This is a genomic window from Salinivibrio sp. VYel1 (genome assembly GCF_009377945.1).
Taxonomy (GTDB): Bacteria; Pseudomonadota; Gammaproteobacteria; order Enterobacterales; family Vibrionaceae; genus Salinivibrio; species Salinivibrio siamensis.
In genome coordinates, this window is the sequence record NZ_RSAM01000001.1 from 73,598 (window position 1) to 90,915 (window position 17,318).

16 protein-coding genes are annotated in these 17,318 nt (G+C 48.9%); 7 read left to right on the plus strand and 9 right to left on the minus strand.

Annotation, left to right across the window (positions count from 1 at the left end; all coding sequences use genetic code 11):
• Nucleotides 1–61 precede the first annotated feature (61 nt).
• The 4 genes from EHW58_RS00325 to folM form a co-directional block, all read right to left on the minus strand.
• Entirely contained in the window at nucleotides 62–631 is a 570-nt protein-coding gene (locus tag EHW58_RS00325; protein WP_046075932.1) for a YceI family protein, read from the minus strand.
• Entirely contained in the window at nucleotides 628–1,167 is a 540-nt protein-coding gene (locus EHW58_RS00330) for a cytochrome b (protein ID WP_046075931.1), read from the minus strand. Before EHW58_RS00330 ends, EHW58_RS00325 begins: the two co-directional genes overlap by 4 nt.
• A gap of 111 nt (nucleotides 1,168–1,278) precedes the next feature.
• A complete protein-coding gene (gene folX / locus EHW58_RS00335; protein ID WP_046075930.1) occupies nucleotides 1,279–1,644 on the minus strand; it encodes a dihydroneopterin triphosphate 2'-epimerase in 366 nt (121 codons plus the stop codon).
• Between the two features lie 21 nt (nucleotides 1,645–1,665).
• Entirely contained in the window at nucleotides 1,666–2,364 is a 699-nt protein-coding gene (gene folM / locus EHW58_RS00340; RefSeq protein ID WP_046075929.1) for a dihydromonapterin reductase, read from the minus strand.
• 194 nt (nucleotides 2,365–2,558) lie between these two features.
• Here folM and EHW58_RS00345 point away from each other — a divergent pair, with 194 nt between their 5' ends.
• A complete protein-coding gene (locus EHW58_RS00345; protein ID WP_152793917.1) occupies nucleotides 2,559–3,155 on the plus strand; it encodes a DNA-3-methyladenine glycosylase I in 597 nt (198 codons plus the stop codon).
• Here the strand turns inward: EHW58_RS00345 and EHW58_RS00350 are convergent.
• Complete coding sequence (locus EHW58_RS00350) at nucleotides 3,146–3,655, minus strand: C40 family peptidase (protein ID WP_227486439.1); 510 nt, start codon at nucleotides 3,653–3,655, stop codon at nucleotides 3,146–3,148. The two genes, EHW58_RS00345 and EHW58_RS00350, sit on opposite strands and share 10 nt — an antisense overlap.
• A gap of 90 nt (nucleotides 3,656–3,745) precedes the next feature.
• Nucleotides 3,746–3,925 (minus strand): hypothetical protein, encoded by a 180-nt coding sequence (locus EHW58_RS00355; RefSeq protein ID WP_152793918.1) that lies wholly within the window; start codon nucleotides 3,923–3,925, stop codon nucleotides 3,746–3,748.
• 215 nt (nucleotides 3,926–4,140) lie between these two features.
• Between EHW58_RS00355 and EHW58_RS00360 the strand changes: the two genes are divergently transcribed.
• From EHW58_RS00360 to EHW58_RS00375, 4 genes are all read left to right on the plus strand, one after another.
• Complete coding sequence (locus EHW58_RS00360; RefSeq protein WP_370517127.1) at nucleotides 4,141–5,139, plus strand: amino acid ABC transporter substrate-binding protein; 999 nt, start codon at nucleotides 4,141–4,143, stop codon at nucleotides 5,137–5,139.
• A gap of 85 nt (nucleotides 5,140–5,224) precedes the next feature.
• Nucleotides 5,225–6,415, plus strand: coding sequence for an amino acid ABC transporter permease (locus EHW58_RS00365; RefSeq protein WP_152793920.1), 1,191 nt, complete (start codon nucleotides 5,225–5,227; stop codon nucleotides 6,413–6,415).
• Between the two features lie 10 nt (nucleotides 6,416–6,425).
• Nucleotides 6,426–7,517 carry an amino acid ABC transporter permease gene (locus EHW58_RS00370; RefSeq protein ID WP_152793922.1) on the plus strand — a complete coding sequence of 364 codons (1,092 nt, stop codon included), beginning with the start codon at nucleotides 6,426–6,428 and terminating at the stop codon, nucleotides 7,515–7,517.
• 24 nt (nucleotides 7,518–7,541) lie between these two features.
• The gene (locus EHW58_RS00375; RefSeq protein ID WP_152793924.1) at nucleotides 7,542–8,294 is read left to right on the plus strand and encodes an amino acid ABC transporter ATP-binding protein; all 753 of its coding nucleotides are present in this window, start codon (nucleotides 7,542–7,544) and stop codon (nucleotides 8,292–8,294) included.
• A gap of 63 nt (nucleotides 8,295–8,357) precedes the next feature.
• Here EHW58_RS00375 and EHW58_RS00380 read toward each other — a convergent pair whose 3' ends face one another.
• Nucleotides 8,358–9,587: a diguanylate cyclase gene (locus tag EHW58_RS00380; RefSeq protein ID WP_152793926.1), complete on the minus strand. Its 1,230-nt coding sequence runs from the start codon at nucleotides 9,585–9,587 to the stop codon at nucleotides 8,358–8,360.
• A 216-nt stretch (nucleotides 9,588–9,803) separates the two neighbouring features.
• A complete protein-coding gene (locus tag EHW58_RS00385) occupies nucleotides 9,804–11,786 on the minus strand; it encodes an exoribonuclease II (RefSeq protein ID WP_152793929.1) in 1,983 nt (660 codons plus the stop codon).
• A 351-nt stretch (nucleotides 11,787–12,137) separates the two neighbouring features.
• Between EHW58_RS00385 and EHW58_RS00390 the strand changes: the two genes are divergently transcribed.
• Together EHW58_RS00390 and EHW58_RS00395 are read left to right on the plus strand one after the other, a co-directional pair.
• Nucleotides 12,138–13,940 carry a DEAD/DEAH box helicase gene (locus EHW58_RS00390; protein WP_077638889.1) on the plus strand — a complete coding sequence of 601 codons (1,803 nt, stop codon included), beginning with the start codon at nucleotides 12,138–12,140 and terminating at the stop codon, nucleotides 13,938–13,940.
• A 235-nt stretch (nucleotides 13,941–14,175) separates the two neighbouring features.
• Complete coding sequence (locus tag EHW58_RS00395) at nucleotides 14,176–15,636, plus strand: TrkH family potassium uptake protein (protein ID WP_152793932.1); 1,461 nt, start codon at nucleotides 14,176–14,178, stop codon at nucleotides 15,634–15,636.
• Here the strand turns inward: EHW58_RS00395 and EHW58_RS00400 are convergent, their stop codons facing one another.
• Nucleotides 15,637–17,304: a pyridoxal-dependent decarboxylase gene (locus tag EHW58_RS00400; protein ID WP_152793934.1), complete on the minus strand. Its 1,668-nt coding sequence runs from the start codon at nucleotides 17,302–17,304 to the stop codon at nucleotides 15,637–15,639. It lies immediately after the preceding gene.
• Between the last annotated feature and the right edge of the window lie 14 nt (nucleotides 17,305–17,318).

Sequence of the window (17,318 nt, forward strand, 5' to 3'; positions counted from 1 at the left end):
GATAAAAAACACCCCAGCAGATGCCGGGGCGTTTGAATTCGGATGGTGAGAGACTCGCCGCTTATTGACGGATACCTTCGACGTGAAGCTCCATATCAACATAGGTGGCAGGGCCCATGGTAGGAATACCGAAGTCTTCGAGCTCAAGACGGGTGTTACCCATAAAGCCTGCGCGGTAGTTGCCCCATGGATCTTCACCGTGGCCAACCAGTTCTGCGTCGATTTCAATCGGCTTAGTTTGGCCATGCAAGGTCAGATCGCCTGCGATGGTCATCGAGCCGTCACCGTTGTCGGTGACCTTGGTGCTTTCAAAGGATGCTTGGCCATACTCGCCCACATCCAAGAAGTCACCGCTACGAATGTGCTTATCACGCTCGGCGTGGTTAGAATCGACACTGGTTGTATCAATAGTCACAGAGACACTGGATGCACCAATGTTGTCTGGGTCGAATTCAAACTGGCCGTCAAACTGATTAAAGCGACCTTTGATAAAGCTGTAACCCAGGTGTGGCACTTTGAAGTTGACCGAGGCGTGTGCGCCCTTGGTGTCAATCATATAAGTGTCTGCGAGTGCAGGCCCAGATAAGAGTGTCGCGGCGCTCATTCCCATGGCTAACATGAGTTTTTTCATTTCGAGTTTCCTCCGATCATCTTCCGTAACGTATTGTCTTTATCAATAAAGTGGTGTTTAAGTGCCATGACTGCATGGCCAGCGGCCAATACAATCAAGGTAATGGCAACGTAGTAGTGTACATCCCCAGCAATATCTGACTGGTTGGGGAAAAGCTCACCGGCGCTTGGCACGGTAAACCAAGTGAAGACATCTATCCCTCGCCCATCTGATGTTGAGATCAGATAACCGGAGACAAACAAAGTGATAAGCAACAGATAGATTGTATGATGCCCAGCCGTTGCCGCTTTACGCTCCCACGCTTTGCCCTCGACAGCAGGCATGGTGTGTGTCGCTTTCCACACGAGCCTAAACAAGGTGGCAAGGGCGAGCAATAACCCAATGGATTTGTGCCAATGCGGCGCCGTCTGATACCAGCTGCTGTAATAACTGAGATCGACCATCCAAAGCCCAACAGCGAAAAGACCAATGATCACAATAGTTGATAGCCAGTGTAGCGTACGCATTATCAGATCGTAGCCCGTTTTCGTTGTCATTGTTGCTGCTCCTATTCACTATGCCAACACAGTATATAGGGTGAATGGTAATTCAGAACCGTTTCCCCTTGAACAAGATGTTCGAATAGTTCTAACGAACTCTTGACTGGGTTAGGACTCGTCGGCGGTCCAGCTCAAGCTCAGAGAGACGGAATCAGCGAAGCGAAGTGCGTGAGGCTTATCAATGGTGACTTGCGCATAGCGTACCCAGTGATGGTCACGTGCAATGTCTAGCACGCCTGCCACAAGCTTCTCCAGCAATAAAAAACGGCCATTTTCGACGTAATCGATAATCGCTTTCGTGATCACTTTATAGTTGAGTGCATCATCTACGTTGTCTTCTTCACAGGCTTTGTGGCCGGGATAGTGGATCTCAACATTGATCACTACATCTTGTTTTTTCTCTTGCTCGTCGGGATTAAAACCAATGTAAGTACGCAGGCGCAGGTTGGTTACTTTAATGACAGCGTCGTTCATAATCTTTCCCTGGTCACGAAATTAAATGAGATGGCGTCCGCCATCCAGCTTGATAGATTGGCCGGTCATATGTTGACTGGCGAGAATAAATTCGCAGGCATTCACTACCTCTTGTTCACCCGGTACAGTGCCTAAAATCGATTTACGGCGAGCTTTGTCACGATAGGCGTCATCATCGCCTTCGTTGAACATGATTAGCGCAGGTGAAATGCTGTTCACCTTAATATGTGGCGCAAGCTTTTGCGCGAAGGAGAGCGTCAGGTTTTCTAGCGCCGCTTTGCTGGTTGCGTAGGCGGTATGCTTAGCGCTGCCCTTTTGCGCGACATAGTCGGTAAGGTGAATAATATCGCCCTGCTGCATCCAGCGTGACGCGGCCATGTTAATGAGGTAAGGCGTTTTGGCGTGAATTTGCATCATGTTATCGAATAACGTGGCAATATCTTGGCTTTGCGTTTCACTGTCCCACGACGATGCGTTGTGTATTACGGTATCGAAGGTCGGATGCATCGCATCGAGCGACTCGATAAATGCGTACACGCCCTCATCAGAGGAAAAGTCGGCTTGGAGACAGTGTGCGCCGCGTGCACGTAAGTCAGCCACTTGAGGCCGTTCGGTGCGATAAGATAGGGTCACCTGATGACCTTGGTGAAGAAAGTGACAGGCAAGTGCGTAGCCGATACGCTGCCCGGCGCCAGTGATCAAGAGATGCTTTTTTGTCACGCGTTTTCCTTTCTGTTTATGGATGTCATCAACAACAGGGAGTAACGGTTTTATTACGTTTCATGAATTTATCGCGATCAAAGATAGCGTTATATTCAGCGAAACGATAGCTTTTGCAAGGTTAAGCCGCTGATTTCGTGCCACAAGCAACAAAACGGCTGCGCAACGATTGTATGACAAGGGTGAGGGAAAAGATGGACATTTGCCAATGGGCACAACACAGTGAAGCTGAGCGGGCATACCACGATAGCGAGTGGGGTGTGCCGACATTTGATGATAAGCTGATTTTTGAATTCATTTGTTTAGAGGGCGCTCAAGCTGGGTTGAGTTGGCGCCTCATCTTACAAAAGCGTGCGGATTATCGCGCGGCTTTCTTCGATTTCGACTTTTACCAACTCGCGAACGTGGCCGAACCGAATATCGCTGAGATCATGGCCAACCATGAAATTGTCCGTAATCGTTTGAAGGTGGCCTCTGTATTTACCAATGCCAAGGCGGCGGTGACGCTGGTGGAGGAGTACGGTTCATTGGCTAAAGCCCTTTGGCAGTTTACCGGCGGCGTGCCCATTGTAAACCATCACCAATCGGATGCCGATGTCGCTACCGCGACGGACGAGTCCCGCGCCATGAGCCGTTTTTTGAAAAAGCGCGGCTTTAAATTTGTGGGTGAGACGATTTGTTATTCGCTGATGCAAGCGCTCGGCATGGTCAATGATCATGTCGTCACGTGTCCGCGGTATCAACCCTGTTGCGAATTGGCTGACTCGGTAAAAGCCTCGCCTCAGAAATAACGACGGAATTGCCAGAAGCGCGCTTGCCAATAAGGGTTATCTAATCGTGACACTGTCACTCCCTTTGAGGCGGAAGCATGCATAAAACGCTGTCCACCCAGAAATATGCCCACATGGCGAAGGCCGGGGCGAATATGAAAAAACACCAGATCCCCTTGGCGTGCGGATTGATAATCAATGGCATAGCCGGTTTTTGCTTGGCCGTGGGTGGTGCGCGGTAGTGGGGTAGCGAGCGCCGATTGATACACGTGTTGGGTGTACGCGGAACAATCAATACCTTGCCGTGTGGTGCCTCCCCACCGATAGGGGGTGCCTTGCCACTGACGATAAAGTTGTGTAAGTGCTTGGTCTAGCGCTTGATCGCTAATCGTCCTGTCCGAACTAGGCATATCAGATGTTGTTGCCGCGTCACGCTGCGTGACACAGCCTGTCTGCAACAGGGCGATGAACCCAAATATCATCACTTGTCTAGCGAATTGAGTAAGCGTCAGCGTTTTCATAAGCACGGCTCAATTAATCATACCGCAAAATCAGATCTAGTATATCGCCATTATCATCCGCTGATGTAAAGAGTTATCACACGTTATACCTCATCTTTGAGTTTGCACTAGAGAAGTGCAAGTACAATTTTGCTGGATGTTTTTTATTCTTTTTTTCATCACGATGCCCTTGGTTTCTTCGCCTTTTACGTATTCAAAGCGTTTTTTTCTCTGAATTCCTCCGTTGAGCAAAATAAAGGGAAGCGTCCCTTTTTTGGTGCGCTCTTGCACTATTTACTCTTTTGTCATTATTACTCATGCTGTTTTCACGTTGATTAAGTCATCAAGGCAGATAAATAAATTGTCTTTTGTTTTCTGTAAAGACGATTGTCTTGCTGGGTGTAGGGCGGCATGTGATGACACAGCGTTCATAGGATGAATGTCACTGGTTTTAAAAACCTCATGGAGGATACATGAAAGGAAAACTTCAGACGATTAGTGCAGTAATGCTGACAGCGGCTGCGATGTCGACAAATGTCTTTGCTGCTGAATCCGGGTCGACCTTGGAGAAAGTTAAATCACAAGGCTATTTGACCTGTGGTGTGAGCACGGGATTACCGGGTTTTTCAAACCCTGACTCTGAGGGGGAATGGAAAGGGATCGACGTGGCTTATTGCCAAGCCGTGGCGGCAGCTGTGCTGGAAGATAAGGAAAAAGTAAAGTTTGTGCCTTTAACGGCGAAAGAGCGTTTCACGGCATTGCAATCAGGTGAAGTGGATGTCTTATCGCGCAATACCACGTGGACATTGCACCGTGATACGGCGCTTGGCTTAAACTTTGTCGGCACTACTTTCTACGATGGCCAAGGATTTATGGTTTCGAAAGAACTGGGGGTGGAAAATGCCAGCCAGTTGGACGGTGCGTCGATTTGTATTCAATCCGGCACCACCACAGAATTAAACGTCGCTGATTATTTCCGCAAAAATGGCATGTCTTTCAATCCTGTTGTTTTTGATACCGCGTCGCAAACGGCGGCAGGGTTTGATTCCGGGCGTTGTGATGTTCTCACCTCAGATACGTCGCAGCTTTATGCGCTGCGCTTGAATTTAAAAGATCCATCGTCTGCGGTGGTACTGCCTGACATTATTTCAAAAGAGCCACTTGGACCGGTAGTCAGGCAAGGCGATGATGCCTGGTTTAATGTGGCTAAATGGGTATTGTTCTCGCTGATCAATGCGGAAGAATATGGGATCACCTCTGAGAACGCCGATGACATGCTTAAATCGAATGATCCGAACATTCAGCGAATTCTCGGTGTTGATGGCCCCAAAGGAAAGTCGCTCGGTTTACCGGATATGTGGGGTTATAACGTTGTTAAACAGGTGGGCAACTATGGCGAGTTGTTCGAATCGCAAGTGGGTTCTGGTTCACCATTAAACATTTCACGTGGCGTGAATGCACTGTGGAGTGATGGTGGCTTTATGTATGCACCACCGATTCGTTAAGTAGAAACCTAATACTGGATGCGAAAGAGCGATGCATCATCGCTCTTTTTAGCGATGTTTAAGTAAGTTGGTAGGTTATCGAAGCATGAGCACGCCATTTATTTCAGAACATAAAGCTCAGAAGACGAGCATAATCTATAGCCCCGCTTTTCGATCAATACTTTTCCAAGTCCTATCCCTGATCGCTATTGCGGCATTTCTCTATTCGATTGTTAATAATACACAAGCTAACTTGGAGGCGAGAGGGATCACCACTGGGTTCGACTTTTTATCAGAAAAAGCGGGCTTTAATATCTCGATGTCATTGATTGAATACAGTGGCAGTGACACGTATGGCAGAACGTTTTTTGTCGGTTTGCTCAATACCGTCCTCGTTTCTTTTCTCGGTATTGTACTGGCTTCAGTACTCGGGTTCATTATTGGTGTGGCCCGCTTGTCTTCCAACTGGCTAATAAAAAAGGTTGCGTCTGCCTATATAGAGATATTTAGAAATATTCCCTTGCTATTGCAAATATTTTTCTGGTATTTCGCAGTGCTACAAACCTTGCCCTCTCCTCGTAATAGCTTGAGCCTCGGGGAAGCCATTTTTCTCAATGTACGAGGTTTGTATGTGCCCTCTATTGGTTTTAATCCCGAAGGGTATTTTTTGCTTGGGACCCTAATCTTGGGTGTGTGCTTTACCTTTGTTACGTGTTTGTGGGGGAAAACCTATCAAGCACACACAGGTAAGCAAGTGCCAATGGGCCGCGTCGCGCTGGTGTTGTGTATCGTCGCTCCCGCTGTTGTATTCCTTTTTAGTAGTAGTCCGGTCACTGTTAACATGCCGGTGTTAAAGGGGTTTAATTTCTCTGGTGGTATCACAGTCATCCCCGAATTAGTGGCCTTGTTACTCGCTTTGAGTATTTATACCGCGGCGTTTATCGCAGAGATCGTACGCTCTGGGATTAATTCGGTGAGTGACGGGCAAAAGGAAGCGGCGCTGTCTTTGGGTATTGGTCCAGTGAAGACGTTAAAGCTTATTGTGATCCCTCAAGCTATGCGGGTCATTGTTCCTCCATTAACCAGCCAATATTTAAACCTGACAAAAAACTCTTCACTGGCGATGGCTATCGGGTATCCAGACTTAGTGTCTGTATTTGCCGGAACCACCTTAAACCAAACTGGGCAAGCGATAGAGATCATTGCAATGACAATGGCCGTTTATCTCACACTTAGCCTCGCCACATCTCTGGTAATGAATGTTTATAACAAGAAAGTTATGTTGACGGAAAGGTAGTGGTATCAGGATGAAAAAATATCATTTTAAGGAAGATGAAGCGCCACCTATCAACAACCATGGTGTTTTTTATTGGGCGAAAGAAAACCTATTTAACAGTCCGTTCAATGTGGTTCTGACAATGCTCGTGTTGACGGCACTGTTTGGAGTCATCCCACCCGTTGCTAGCTGGGTGATTGTCAATGCCGATTGGGTTGGTCAAAGCCCCGAAGCATGCAGCAGTAGCGGCGCTTGTTGGGCTTTTATTGGTGTGCGTTGGGACCAGTTTATGTATGGGTTTTATCCCGCTGAGGAGTTATGGCGACCGCAGCTTTTTTACGGCACGCTGGCGATATTGGTCGTGCTGCTTATGTACGATAAAACCCCTTATAAACGTTGGCTAGGCGCGTTTGCCATCAGTGCCTACCCGATCTTGATTGCTACATTGCTGTATGGCGGTGTCTTTGGTTTAGAAAAAGTCGAAACCCATATGTGGGGGGGACTATTAATTACGCTTGTCATTGCTTTGGTCGGCATTATTGCGTCTTTGCCTATTGGCATTCTATTGGCGCTTGGTCGACGCTCTACCATGCCAGTCATACGATCGTTCAGCACGATTTATATCGAAATATGGCGAGGTGTACCGCTGATCACTGTGCTATTTATGGCATCGGTTATGTTGCCTTTATTTCTTGCCGAAGGAACCGATATCGACAAGTTGGTGAGAGCGCTGATTGGTGTAGTGATGTTTGCTTCAGCCTATATGGCCGAAGTGGTACGAGGTGGGTTGCAAGCGATCCCCAAAGGGCAGTATGAAGCGGCAGATGCGCTAGGGTTAACGTATTGGAAAAAAACCATCCTGGTTATTCTTCCTCAAGCGTTAAAGATTTCTATTCCATCGATTGTTAATACCTTTATTAGTCTCTTTAAAGACACTAGCCTGGTATTAATTATCGGTATGTTTGATGTGCTAGGGATTGGGCAAACTGCAAACACTGATCCGGAGTGGTTAGGGTTTGCCACTGAAAGTTATGTGTTTGTGGCTTTTGTTTTCTGGATTTTCTGCTCGGGTATGTCTCGGTATTCAATTTGGCTTGAGAAGCGCCTACATACGGGCCATTAAGCGTAGCGGCAGTAAGGATTAAAAATGGACGTTATCAACAAAGACTATGTGATTGAAATTAAAAAAATGAACAAGTGGTATGGTGAATTCCATGCGTTGAAAGACATTAATCTTAAAGTTGAAAAAGGCGAGAAGATTGTTATCTGTGGGCCATCTGGATCGGGAAAGTCGACCATGATCCGATGTATTAATCACCTGGAGGAGCATCAGCAAGGTCAGATAACCGTTGCGGGTGTGCCCCTAAATGACAATATCAAGAACATCCAAGCGGTACGGGATGAAGTGGGCATGTGTTTTCAGCATTTTAATTTATTCCCCCATTTGACCGTGTTAGATAACTGTACGCTTGCCCCGATTTGGGTGAAGAAAATGCCAAAATCCGAGGCCGAAGAGATTGCCATGCAGTACCTAGAGCGGGTGAAAATTCCTCATCAGGCCTTAAAATTCCCGGGACAGCTCTCCGGTGGCCAGCAGCAACGTGTTGCCATTGCGCGCTCACTGTGTATGAACCCAAATGTCATGTTGTTTGATGAGCCCACATCAGCACTTGATCCAGAGATGGTGCGAGAAGTGCTAGATGTGATGGTGGAATTAGCGGAGGGCGGGATGACCATGTTATGTGTGACGCATGAAATGGGGTTTGCCAAAGAAGTGGCCGACAGGGTGATTTTCATGGACGCAGGGGAAATCATTGAACAAAACACGCCGACTGAATTCTTTAATGCTCCTCAGTTCGATCGTACTAAACAGTTTTTGGATCAGATACTTAGTCACTAATACTGTTACAGGCTCGTATCCATCGAGCCTATTGTATTTCACTGTGTTTTGTTGATTCACTCTTTATGCGCTGCCCTTAATGCAGTTGCGCCCTGCTTCTTTGGCTTTGTACAAGGCTTTATCCGCTAACTGCAATACCTCATCGGGCGTGTCGGCTTGTGAGGCATCGGCAAAGCCAATACTGACAGTAATATTAACGGGCTTTTGTTCGCTTGCGCGTCCACGCTTTTGTCGGCCTTGCTTGTCATCATGAGGACGAGATTCATCACGCAGTATCAAAGGGTAGTTGGCGATGTCCTCACGTAGGGCGTCGAGAAACGGCAAGCAGTGCTCGGTGGTTTTTCCTTTGAATAGCAGGGTAAATTCTTCACCGCCGTAGCGAAAGGCACTGGCGCCTCCTTCACAATGTGCCATATGTTTGGCAACGAGCTTAAGAACATCATCGCCGGTTTCGTGACCGTATTTATCATTGAATTGCTTAAAGTGATCCACATCCAGCATGGCGAGCGTGTATTGTCTGCCTAGGTGTTTGAGCTCGTCTTCAAGTGCGCGACGCCCTGCAATTTCGGTAAGCCCATCAATGAATGCCAGTTGGTGGCTTAGCGAGACTTGGTTGGCAATCAATAACACGCCGGCCAATGAAAATATCAGCGAAGAGATGAAAGGCACATTAAAAAACACCAAGGTCGTGACACCGCATAATACACTGACGAAGGCGGCATGATCTTCAATGCTATTTTTGCGCAACAGTCGAATGGTGCTGACACAGACCAAAATCGAGAGCAACACGATCAGCAGCAGCGGCATGGGACTAACGGCGGTCACTCTGACTAATACCGGATGCTGATGGAGATAGGTGGAGAGTTCACCGAATTGCTGCACCAAAAGGCCGCACCAACCAATTTCCATACCAATCGCGAGGAAAAAGAACAGACCAAACCGAGAGGTGAGTTTTTGATCGCGCACGATGATCATATACAGCAAGTTAATCGGAAGGGCGACGGTGAGCAGCAAGTACTCCATGTAGGTTGTGCCGTGATTGAGTGGCGATTGCAGCCGCGTGAGGATCACTGTGTATCCCACCAATAAGATCACGACCATCATACCGACACGGGCGCTTTTGAATAAGTGGCTTAAAAGTAGTGCGGTGAATAACAGAAAATACGGCGCTGCGTAAATTAAGTTGTAATAGGGGGCTAGCGCAGCAATCAAGGGTTGATAGCTCACGGCAAGCAGCAGCAGTAAAACAATGGGCGTCCCCATACGGACCACGGATGAACGCAAAAATCCCATGAAACCTCTTATTGGGTTGAGGTAACACCATTAACTTACCACGGATCGCTTGTTAGGGGATGGCCTGACGCTCAGAATGTGATAACAGCAATGGTCTAGCGAGTCTCTTTAATTTAATGATTAGATTATCATTTTGGGGGCAAAAAGAAAGCCAAGCGATGGCTTGGCTTTCTGCTGACGTTTCGCATGACGTGCGTGGTTAGAGTGAGAACACGTTTATTCGCTCTGTGACGCCTCTGGCAGGGTAAATACCTGGGTTGGCTTGGCCACAATCGAGCGCGTTGTCTCTTTAATATCGGCAATCACCACTTCTAGGCTATCACCGAGCTTGAACTCAACGTTATCGTCGATAGTGACTGTGCCTGTTTCTTTATCGCAGGCAATCCGGCTTTTGTTATCGATGATCAGCGACGATGGAATAAAGGCAGGCGCGCCGTTTTCCAGCAAGCGTACACGCATTCCGGCCCGGTTGATGTCAAAAATCTCAGCGGTATAGCGGGTTTGCGCTTCAACTTCTGGCTTGAGCAAGCGGGTGTATAGCCAGTCAGCGACATCACGCTCAGCCATACGGTGATGTTTACGGTGGCCGGCAAGCTCTTCACCCACGGTATCGGCCGGGGCATTGGCCTCTGTTTCGCCGCGAATAATCGCTTTGAGCAAACGGTGGTTAATCATATCGCCGTATTTACGGATAGGTGATGTCCACGTGGCGTAGACATCTAGGCCCATCGCGTAGTGTGGCGCTGGCTCATGGCCAATCTCGCTGTACGCTTGGAAACGGCGTAAGCGATTATCGAGATAGGTGGTATCTAGGCTGTTTAGCCAGCGACGGAGCGCACTGAAGCCTTCGACGGTGGCTAGGCTTTCGCTGTCCGCCTCGCCGTCATGCGCTTTTACTAGCTCGACCACGTCGTCGAGTTTTTCACTGTTAAAGCCGGCGTGTGTGTTAAAGATACCAAACCCGAATGCGTCACGAAGCTTTCGACCCGCGCAGATGTTGGCGCTGATCATTGACTCTTCCACGATACGGTTAGCGATACGACGCTGATCGGTGTGGATAGCAATCACATCGTTATCTTCGCTGAGTTCAAAGCGGTAGTCAGGACGGTCGGGGAAGGTGACGGCATGCGTCTCACGCCACTGAATACGGGCTAGCGCAAATTGATGTAATTGATGGATTTGATCCGCAATGTCGCTGCTCTCTGGCTGCCACTGCGCTTGTTCACCGAGTTCGATGTAATCAGAGACTTTATCGTAAGCAAGCTGACCGTGTGATTGGATCCACGCGGAGAAGAATTCAGCATCGTCGGCAATGGTGCCATCAGCATCGATATTAAAGGTGCAGCATAGTGCTGGGCGCTTTTCGTTTGCACGCAGTGAACATAAGTCATCACTGAGATCACGAGGCAGCATTGGGATGTTGCGCCCAGGCAAGTAAATAGTGAACCCACGGTCACGAGCGACTTGATCAAGCGCCTCATCGGCATCGATGTATGCTGTTGGATCGGCGATAGCCACTGTCATGGTGAAGCCACCTTGCGGGTTAGCTTTTACATACAGAGCATCATCCATGTCTTTGGTGGATTCGCTGTCGATGGTAACAAACGGCAAATCAGTCAGGTCGCGACGCTCTAGGCCTTGCTCCAACAATGGCCACGCATCTTTTGGCGCTGGCTCTTGGTTGGGCAAGTTGTGTTTGGCCAGCGTGACCCACCAAGGGGCAATTTTATCGTCCGCATCGGTGATTTTTTCACTGACCTGGCACATAAAGTTGTCATCGCCTTTCAGTGGGTGGCGGATGAGAGACGCCACGACCCAGTCACCTTCTTTCAAGTTGTCTTGCGCCAAGCCACGCTGCGTTTTAGCGCGCAGAGCGTCTTTCATTTGCGGGTGATCGGGGACGACGTTTAAGCGATTACGGATCCACTGCACACGGCCAATAAAGCGATCTAAGCTGGCTTCTACCAGCGTATCCGGCTCAGCCACTTCGCGGTCTTTCTCGGTGCGAACAAAGGCTTCTACTCGATCACCGTGAAGCACTTTCTTCATATAAGGAGGCGGAATGAAAAGGCTGGTTTTGTCATCAACTTCGAGGAAGCCGAAGCCTTTTTCGGTGGCTTTTACCTGGCCTTCTTTTTTCGGCAAGGTTTCTTGGATCTGTTGCTTTAGCTGTGCTAGCAGGGGATTGTCTTGAAACATAACTCGGGTCTCGATAAACGGATCGCCACACTATACGGATTCACTGTTTCAAAACCAACCCGTGGCACTAAAATCCTGTGACCTGACTTAAATGCATGGAAAGTGCGGGGAATACCTACGGATTTCGATGCCTCTGTGAACAAATTGCTATAAACCTGCCCACACGCCGCAAATTTTGTGAACTTGTTCAACTTTTTCTGGCTTTTTTGGTGTAAATAGCGCAGAATGCACATCCTTAATGACCGAGGCCCATGGCGCTGGTGACTGTCACTGCATGAAAGACAGTGTTGCATGGTTGAGCAGAACGCTTGAGGGGCCCCGTTTCGCTACACTCTATAGATTGGGATCCCAATGCAAGAATCTGTAACCAAATTTCGCCAGTTAGATCTGGCCGACACCCTTTTGTCTGCGCTTGACTCAATGGGCTTTGAAACACCGACACCAATTCAAGCCGCTTCCATCCCTGTCCTTCTTGAAGGCCGTGACGCACTTGGTAAAGCACAAACCGGTACAGGTAAAACCGCTGCATTTTCGCTGCCACTACTGAATAAAGTCGATCTAAGCCAGCGTAAACCACAAGCTATCATTATGGCTCCGACTCGTGAGCTTGCTATCCAAGTCGCGGCGGAAATGAAGACGCTGGCACAGAACATCAAAGGCCTCAAAGTGCTTGAGATCTATGGTGGTGCATCGATTGTTGACCAAATGAAAGCGCTAAAAAGCGGCGCGCACATCGTGGTGGGCACACCAGGGCGTGTGAAAGATTTGATCAACCGCGATCGCTTGAAGCTTGACGAAGTACATACCTTTATCCTCGACGAAGCGGATGAAATGCTCAAAATGGGCTTTGTGGACGATGTTACCTGGATCATGGAGCAAGCGCCTGAGAGTGCACAGCGTATCCTGTTCTCGGCAACCATGCCTCCTATCGTTAAACAAATTGTTGACCGCTTCTTGCGTGAACCGGCGCGTGTTGATGTGGCGGGAAGTAATCGCACCGTTGAAAAAGTTGAGCAGCAGTTCTGGGTGGTTAAAGGCGTTGAAAAAGACGAAGCCATGAGCCGTCTGCTAGAAACGCAAGATACCGACGCTTCAATCGTGTTTGTGCGTACCCGTCAAGATACTGAGCGCCTTGCCGACTGGTTATCAGCGCGTGGTTTTAAAGCCGCGGCATTGCATGGGGACATCCCACAGTCACTGCGTGAGCGCACGGTTGATCACTTAAAGCGTGGTGTGATTGATATTTTGGTCGCGACCGACGTCGTGGCACGTGGCCTTGATGTGCCGCGTATCACTCACGTGTTTAACTACGACATTCCGTTTGATGCCGAATCGTACATTCACCGTATTGGTCGTACGGGGCGTGCAGGCCGTGCCGGTAAAGCGATTCTGTTGGTGCGTCCTAACCAAATGCGCATGCTACGCACGGTTGAGCGTGTCACGCAGACCAAAATGGAAGAAATTCAGCTTCCAAACCGCGATAAAGTGGCGGAAGCGCGTGTCGCTCAGCTAGCGGGTGAGTTGGCTGAGAAGAAAGATGGCGATGCCATGGCACCTTTCGTTGAGCTGATTGAGCAACTGCAAAACGATATTGACGTGGATGCAACCACTTTGGCGGCGATGTTGCTGCAACGCCAGCAAGGCAAGCGTCCATTATTCTACAAAGGCCCAGACCCGATGATTGCAGCGATGGAGCGTGAGAAACAACGCCGTGAACGTCGTCGTGACGATCGTCAAAATGGTACTGACCGTCGTGATACTAACCCGGCTGATTGGGATACGTATCAGTTGGACGTGGGTCGTGAGCAAGGTGTACAAGTTAAAGATATCGTCGGCGCAATTGCCAATGAGCTTGGCTTAAACAAGCAAAACATTGGCGCGATTAAACTGGCACCGGCACACACGTTTGTGCAGCTGCCTAAAACCATGCCGAAAGACGTGTTTGCACAATTGCAAAAACTGCGTATTCGTCAAAAAGAGACCAATGCACAGCGTGTTGAAGGTCAAATCATGCGCGAGCGTCGCGGTGGTGACCGCAATGGCGGTGGTCGTGGCCGCAATGAACGTGGCCGTGGCGAACGTCGTTTCAACCGTGACCGCGGCAACGAGCGTCGTGGTGGCTCTGCGCGCGGCGAACGTCGTCAAGCACAGTAAAAGTAGGAAGCCGGGCAGTGATGCCCGGCTTTTTTATAACGTGTCTGCGATGTAATGCCTTGTATGCAGGGTATTAACGACGTAGATATGAGGTCTTTAATCCACCATGACATTCTGGAACAAGACCGATATAGTTAAGCGGTGAGGTGATAAGCGTCACGCCACTGTTTGTCGCTACGCGTGGTGGCGATGGATCGATAAACCACGAGCGTGTTAATGATGAGTTGCCTCTGTCATGATTAACTTTAAAAATACCCTGCGTCTTCTGGGCATGCCTATTTTATGGATGGGTGTTGTCCAATTTGTTTTTGGACTCTTATCGCTTTTTATTTTCCGCGATGGGGTCTCAAAGCACTTCTTTTATCCCTCTTTGCTGATGATGGTTTCATCATTGGCTATCTCGTGGCTGTTTCGGCAAAGCAAACTCAATCAGGTCACCTTTCGCGACGCTTTACTATTTTCAACGCTGACCTGGATACTAGTGGGTTTGCTTGGCGGTATCCCGATAGAACTAGTGACTGGTGTGAGTTTCACTGATGCCACCTTTGAGTCGATCAGTGCGCTGAGTACGGCGGGTGCCACCATTTTGAGTGGCCTGGACAATATGCCTGCTTCATTCCTGCTTTATCGCCAGTTTTTACAATGGATGGGGGGACTTGGTGTGGTGATATTTGTGGTCGCGGTATTGCCGATGCTCAACGTGGGTGGTATGCGGCTATTAAAAGCGGAAACCCCCGGACCAATCAAAGACGAAAAACTCTCTCCTCGAATATCAAAAACGGCGCACTATTTGTGGGGGGTGTACATGGTAATCACCATTGTATGTGCGCTGGCCTATTATGTGGCTGGAATGAGTGTGTACGATGCGATCGCACATAGTTTTTCTACCGTCTCAACCGGGGGGTTCTCCACCCACGATGCCAGTATGTGGCACTTTCAAAGCCATCTTATCTTAATGATTTCTAATATCTTTATGCTGTTAGGAGCGATCAACTTTGGCTTACACTTTCGGATTTTCCGTATCGGTTGGCGCGGCCTAAAGCTATATATTGATGACGAAGAATCACGGGTGTTTTTGATTGTGGTGGCGTGCCTGTCTCTGGTGTTGGGCTTTTACCTTTATGGTGAAGCCCGTTATGAATCGCTCTGGGTGTCACTTAGCTTTGCAGCGTTCCATGTGGTTTCGTTCATTACCAGTACTGGGTTTGGGGCAGCGGATCTAAGCTCGTGGCCAGCGGCAACCGCCTTATTCCTGGTGTTTTGTGCCTATCTTGGCGGGTGCTCAGGCTCAACGGCGGGCGGCAATAAAATTATTCGCGATATTGTTACCTTTAAAATCATTCGTCGCCAATTGCATCAATTGGTGCACCCTTCCGCGATCATCCCCATCCGTTATCAAGATAAGGTGGTCTCGAACGATGTGACCCAAGCGGTAATGGCGTTTATGTCGCTAGCAGCGCTGACCACAGGTGTGTTTACCCTATTGATGATGATGACAGGGCTCGATTTCTGGTCTGCATTTACCGCCGTAGTCGCTTGTATCAATGTGCTTGGGCCAGGGTTTGGTGAAGTCGGGAGTAACTTCCAGCCCGTGACAGACACAGGGATCTGGATCCTAAACATTGCCATGATCCTCGGTCGTTTGGAGTACTTCACCGTGCTGGCATTGTTTATGCCGCACTTTTGGCGTTGGTAACTAAACCAATTGCTCTGCGTGCTCGGGGCATAGTGAAGCCACAAACTCATCTATGTGTGTGTAGCGCGTGTAAGGGTTTAAAAATACCGCTTTTTCACCAGGAATAAATAGGCATTGGCCATTGGGGTCAAACTCCGTGTGTGCAATGGACTCGACCCAGTTGGTTTGCAGCGTTTTACCTTGCCGAGCAAGAAAGTGCTGACGGTGAAACAGGCTATGTTGGGTAATGCTGTCAATGCGCGCCCCGACTTGATGCAAGGTTTGTTCTTGCTGGAACATGACATTTACATCCAGTGTAGGGGAAGGTTGATAGAGGCGAAATGCCACCGTAGGGCCCAGGTTATCACCAGCAACGATCTTGCAATGGGGGAGGGCGTCTAGGTGGGCTTTTAAATACTCGGCATTTTGCAGGCTGTGCGCAATCATGGTCTGATAACCACGTTTGCCCAACATATTGAGGGCGCAATAACTCCCATAGGCGCCTGCTGCACCGCGCGAGCACTCTATTGTTGACTGCAAATGCGTTTGCTGCGTTTTGCTGGTTTCAAAATAAGAAAAGTAATGCGGATCTTGCTTAAGGTGTTCCATGTCCGTTTTCTGTTTGAACATCACCAAGCTGGCGGTATAGGGTACAAACCCCCACTTTTGAAAATCGATAGTGATGGAGTCGGCAAAGCGTAGCCCGCGAATACGGGGTATTAATGCTTGCAGTTTATCCCGTGTCGCCGCGTTGATCCCTATCGGGTTGGCGGCAAAATCATAGTCGTTGAACATCACTAATGGCCAGCCCACGGCCGCATCGACGTGAATGTGTGGCCTAACCGACGTGTTGAAACGCTCACAGGCGCGTGTTGTGATTTGATAGACGCGTTCAATGTCGTCAATGGCGAACGTGTCTGTGGTACCAAAGGTCAGCAAGATGGTGGGCACCGGCATCTTTTCTGCTAAACAATGATTGAGCGAATAGGCAAAGTCATCCAAGTCAAGCCGGTTGTTGGCATCCACTTTAATACGCAGGACTTGGTTGGGGATATCTGTGCCCAGTAAGCCGAGGTTGGTCATATTGGAATAATGGCCAGCCAGTGAGTTAATCATGCGGAAGTCTTGTCCTTGGAACCCCCGCTGGCCTGATAGCGGGAACTGCTTTCTTAGCCCCATTAAATAGCCGTATAAGTTGCCGAACGTCCCGCCTTGGGTAAAGATCCCGGTTGCCTGGTCAGGATCATAGCCAATCAAGTTTGCGACTTGACGTACGAGTGTTTTTTCTAGTTCAACTGACATCCCCGCGTATTCGCTATACACCAAGTTGGGATTAGCCATCGTCGCCAGTAATGCCCCATGTATCGCGGGATCACACGGCGCCGTGATCACGTTTTCCACGGCACGGGGCGATGTCCAATCTTTGGAGTAGGTGGCGGCTTGCAGTGCTAGGTTAGGCAGTGTCTTGGCGCTAATATCACTTTGTTCGGGAACATGCGTTTGTTGACTAAATGGATGCGCAGCGTCGGCCACCGCAGGATGCATACCGTTCTCCAACCAATGAGCCAGTTCTGGCGTCCGATAGACGGGCCAACGATCAGGGTCTCGATTGAAAAAGTGCTGACGAATGGTTTGGTATTGTTGTGTAAACGTCGCGGTTAAGGCGTGTGTTGGTAAGGAACAAGACATAAAAACAATCCTCC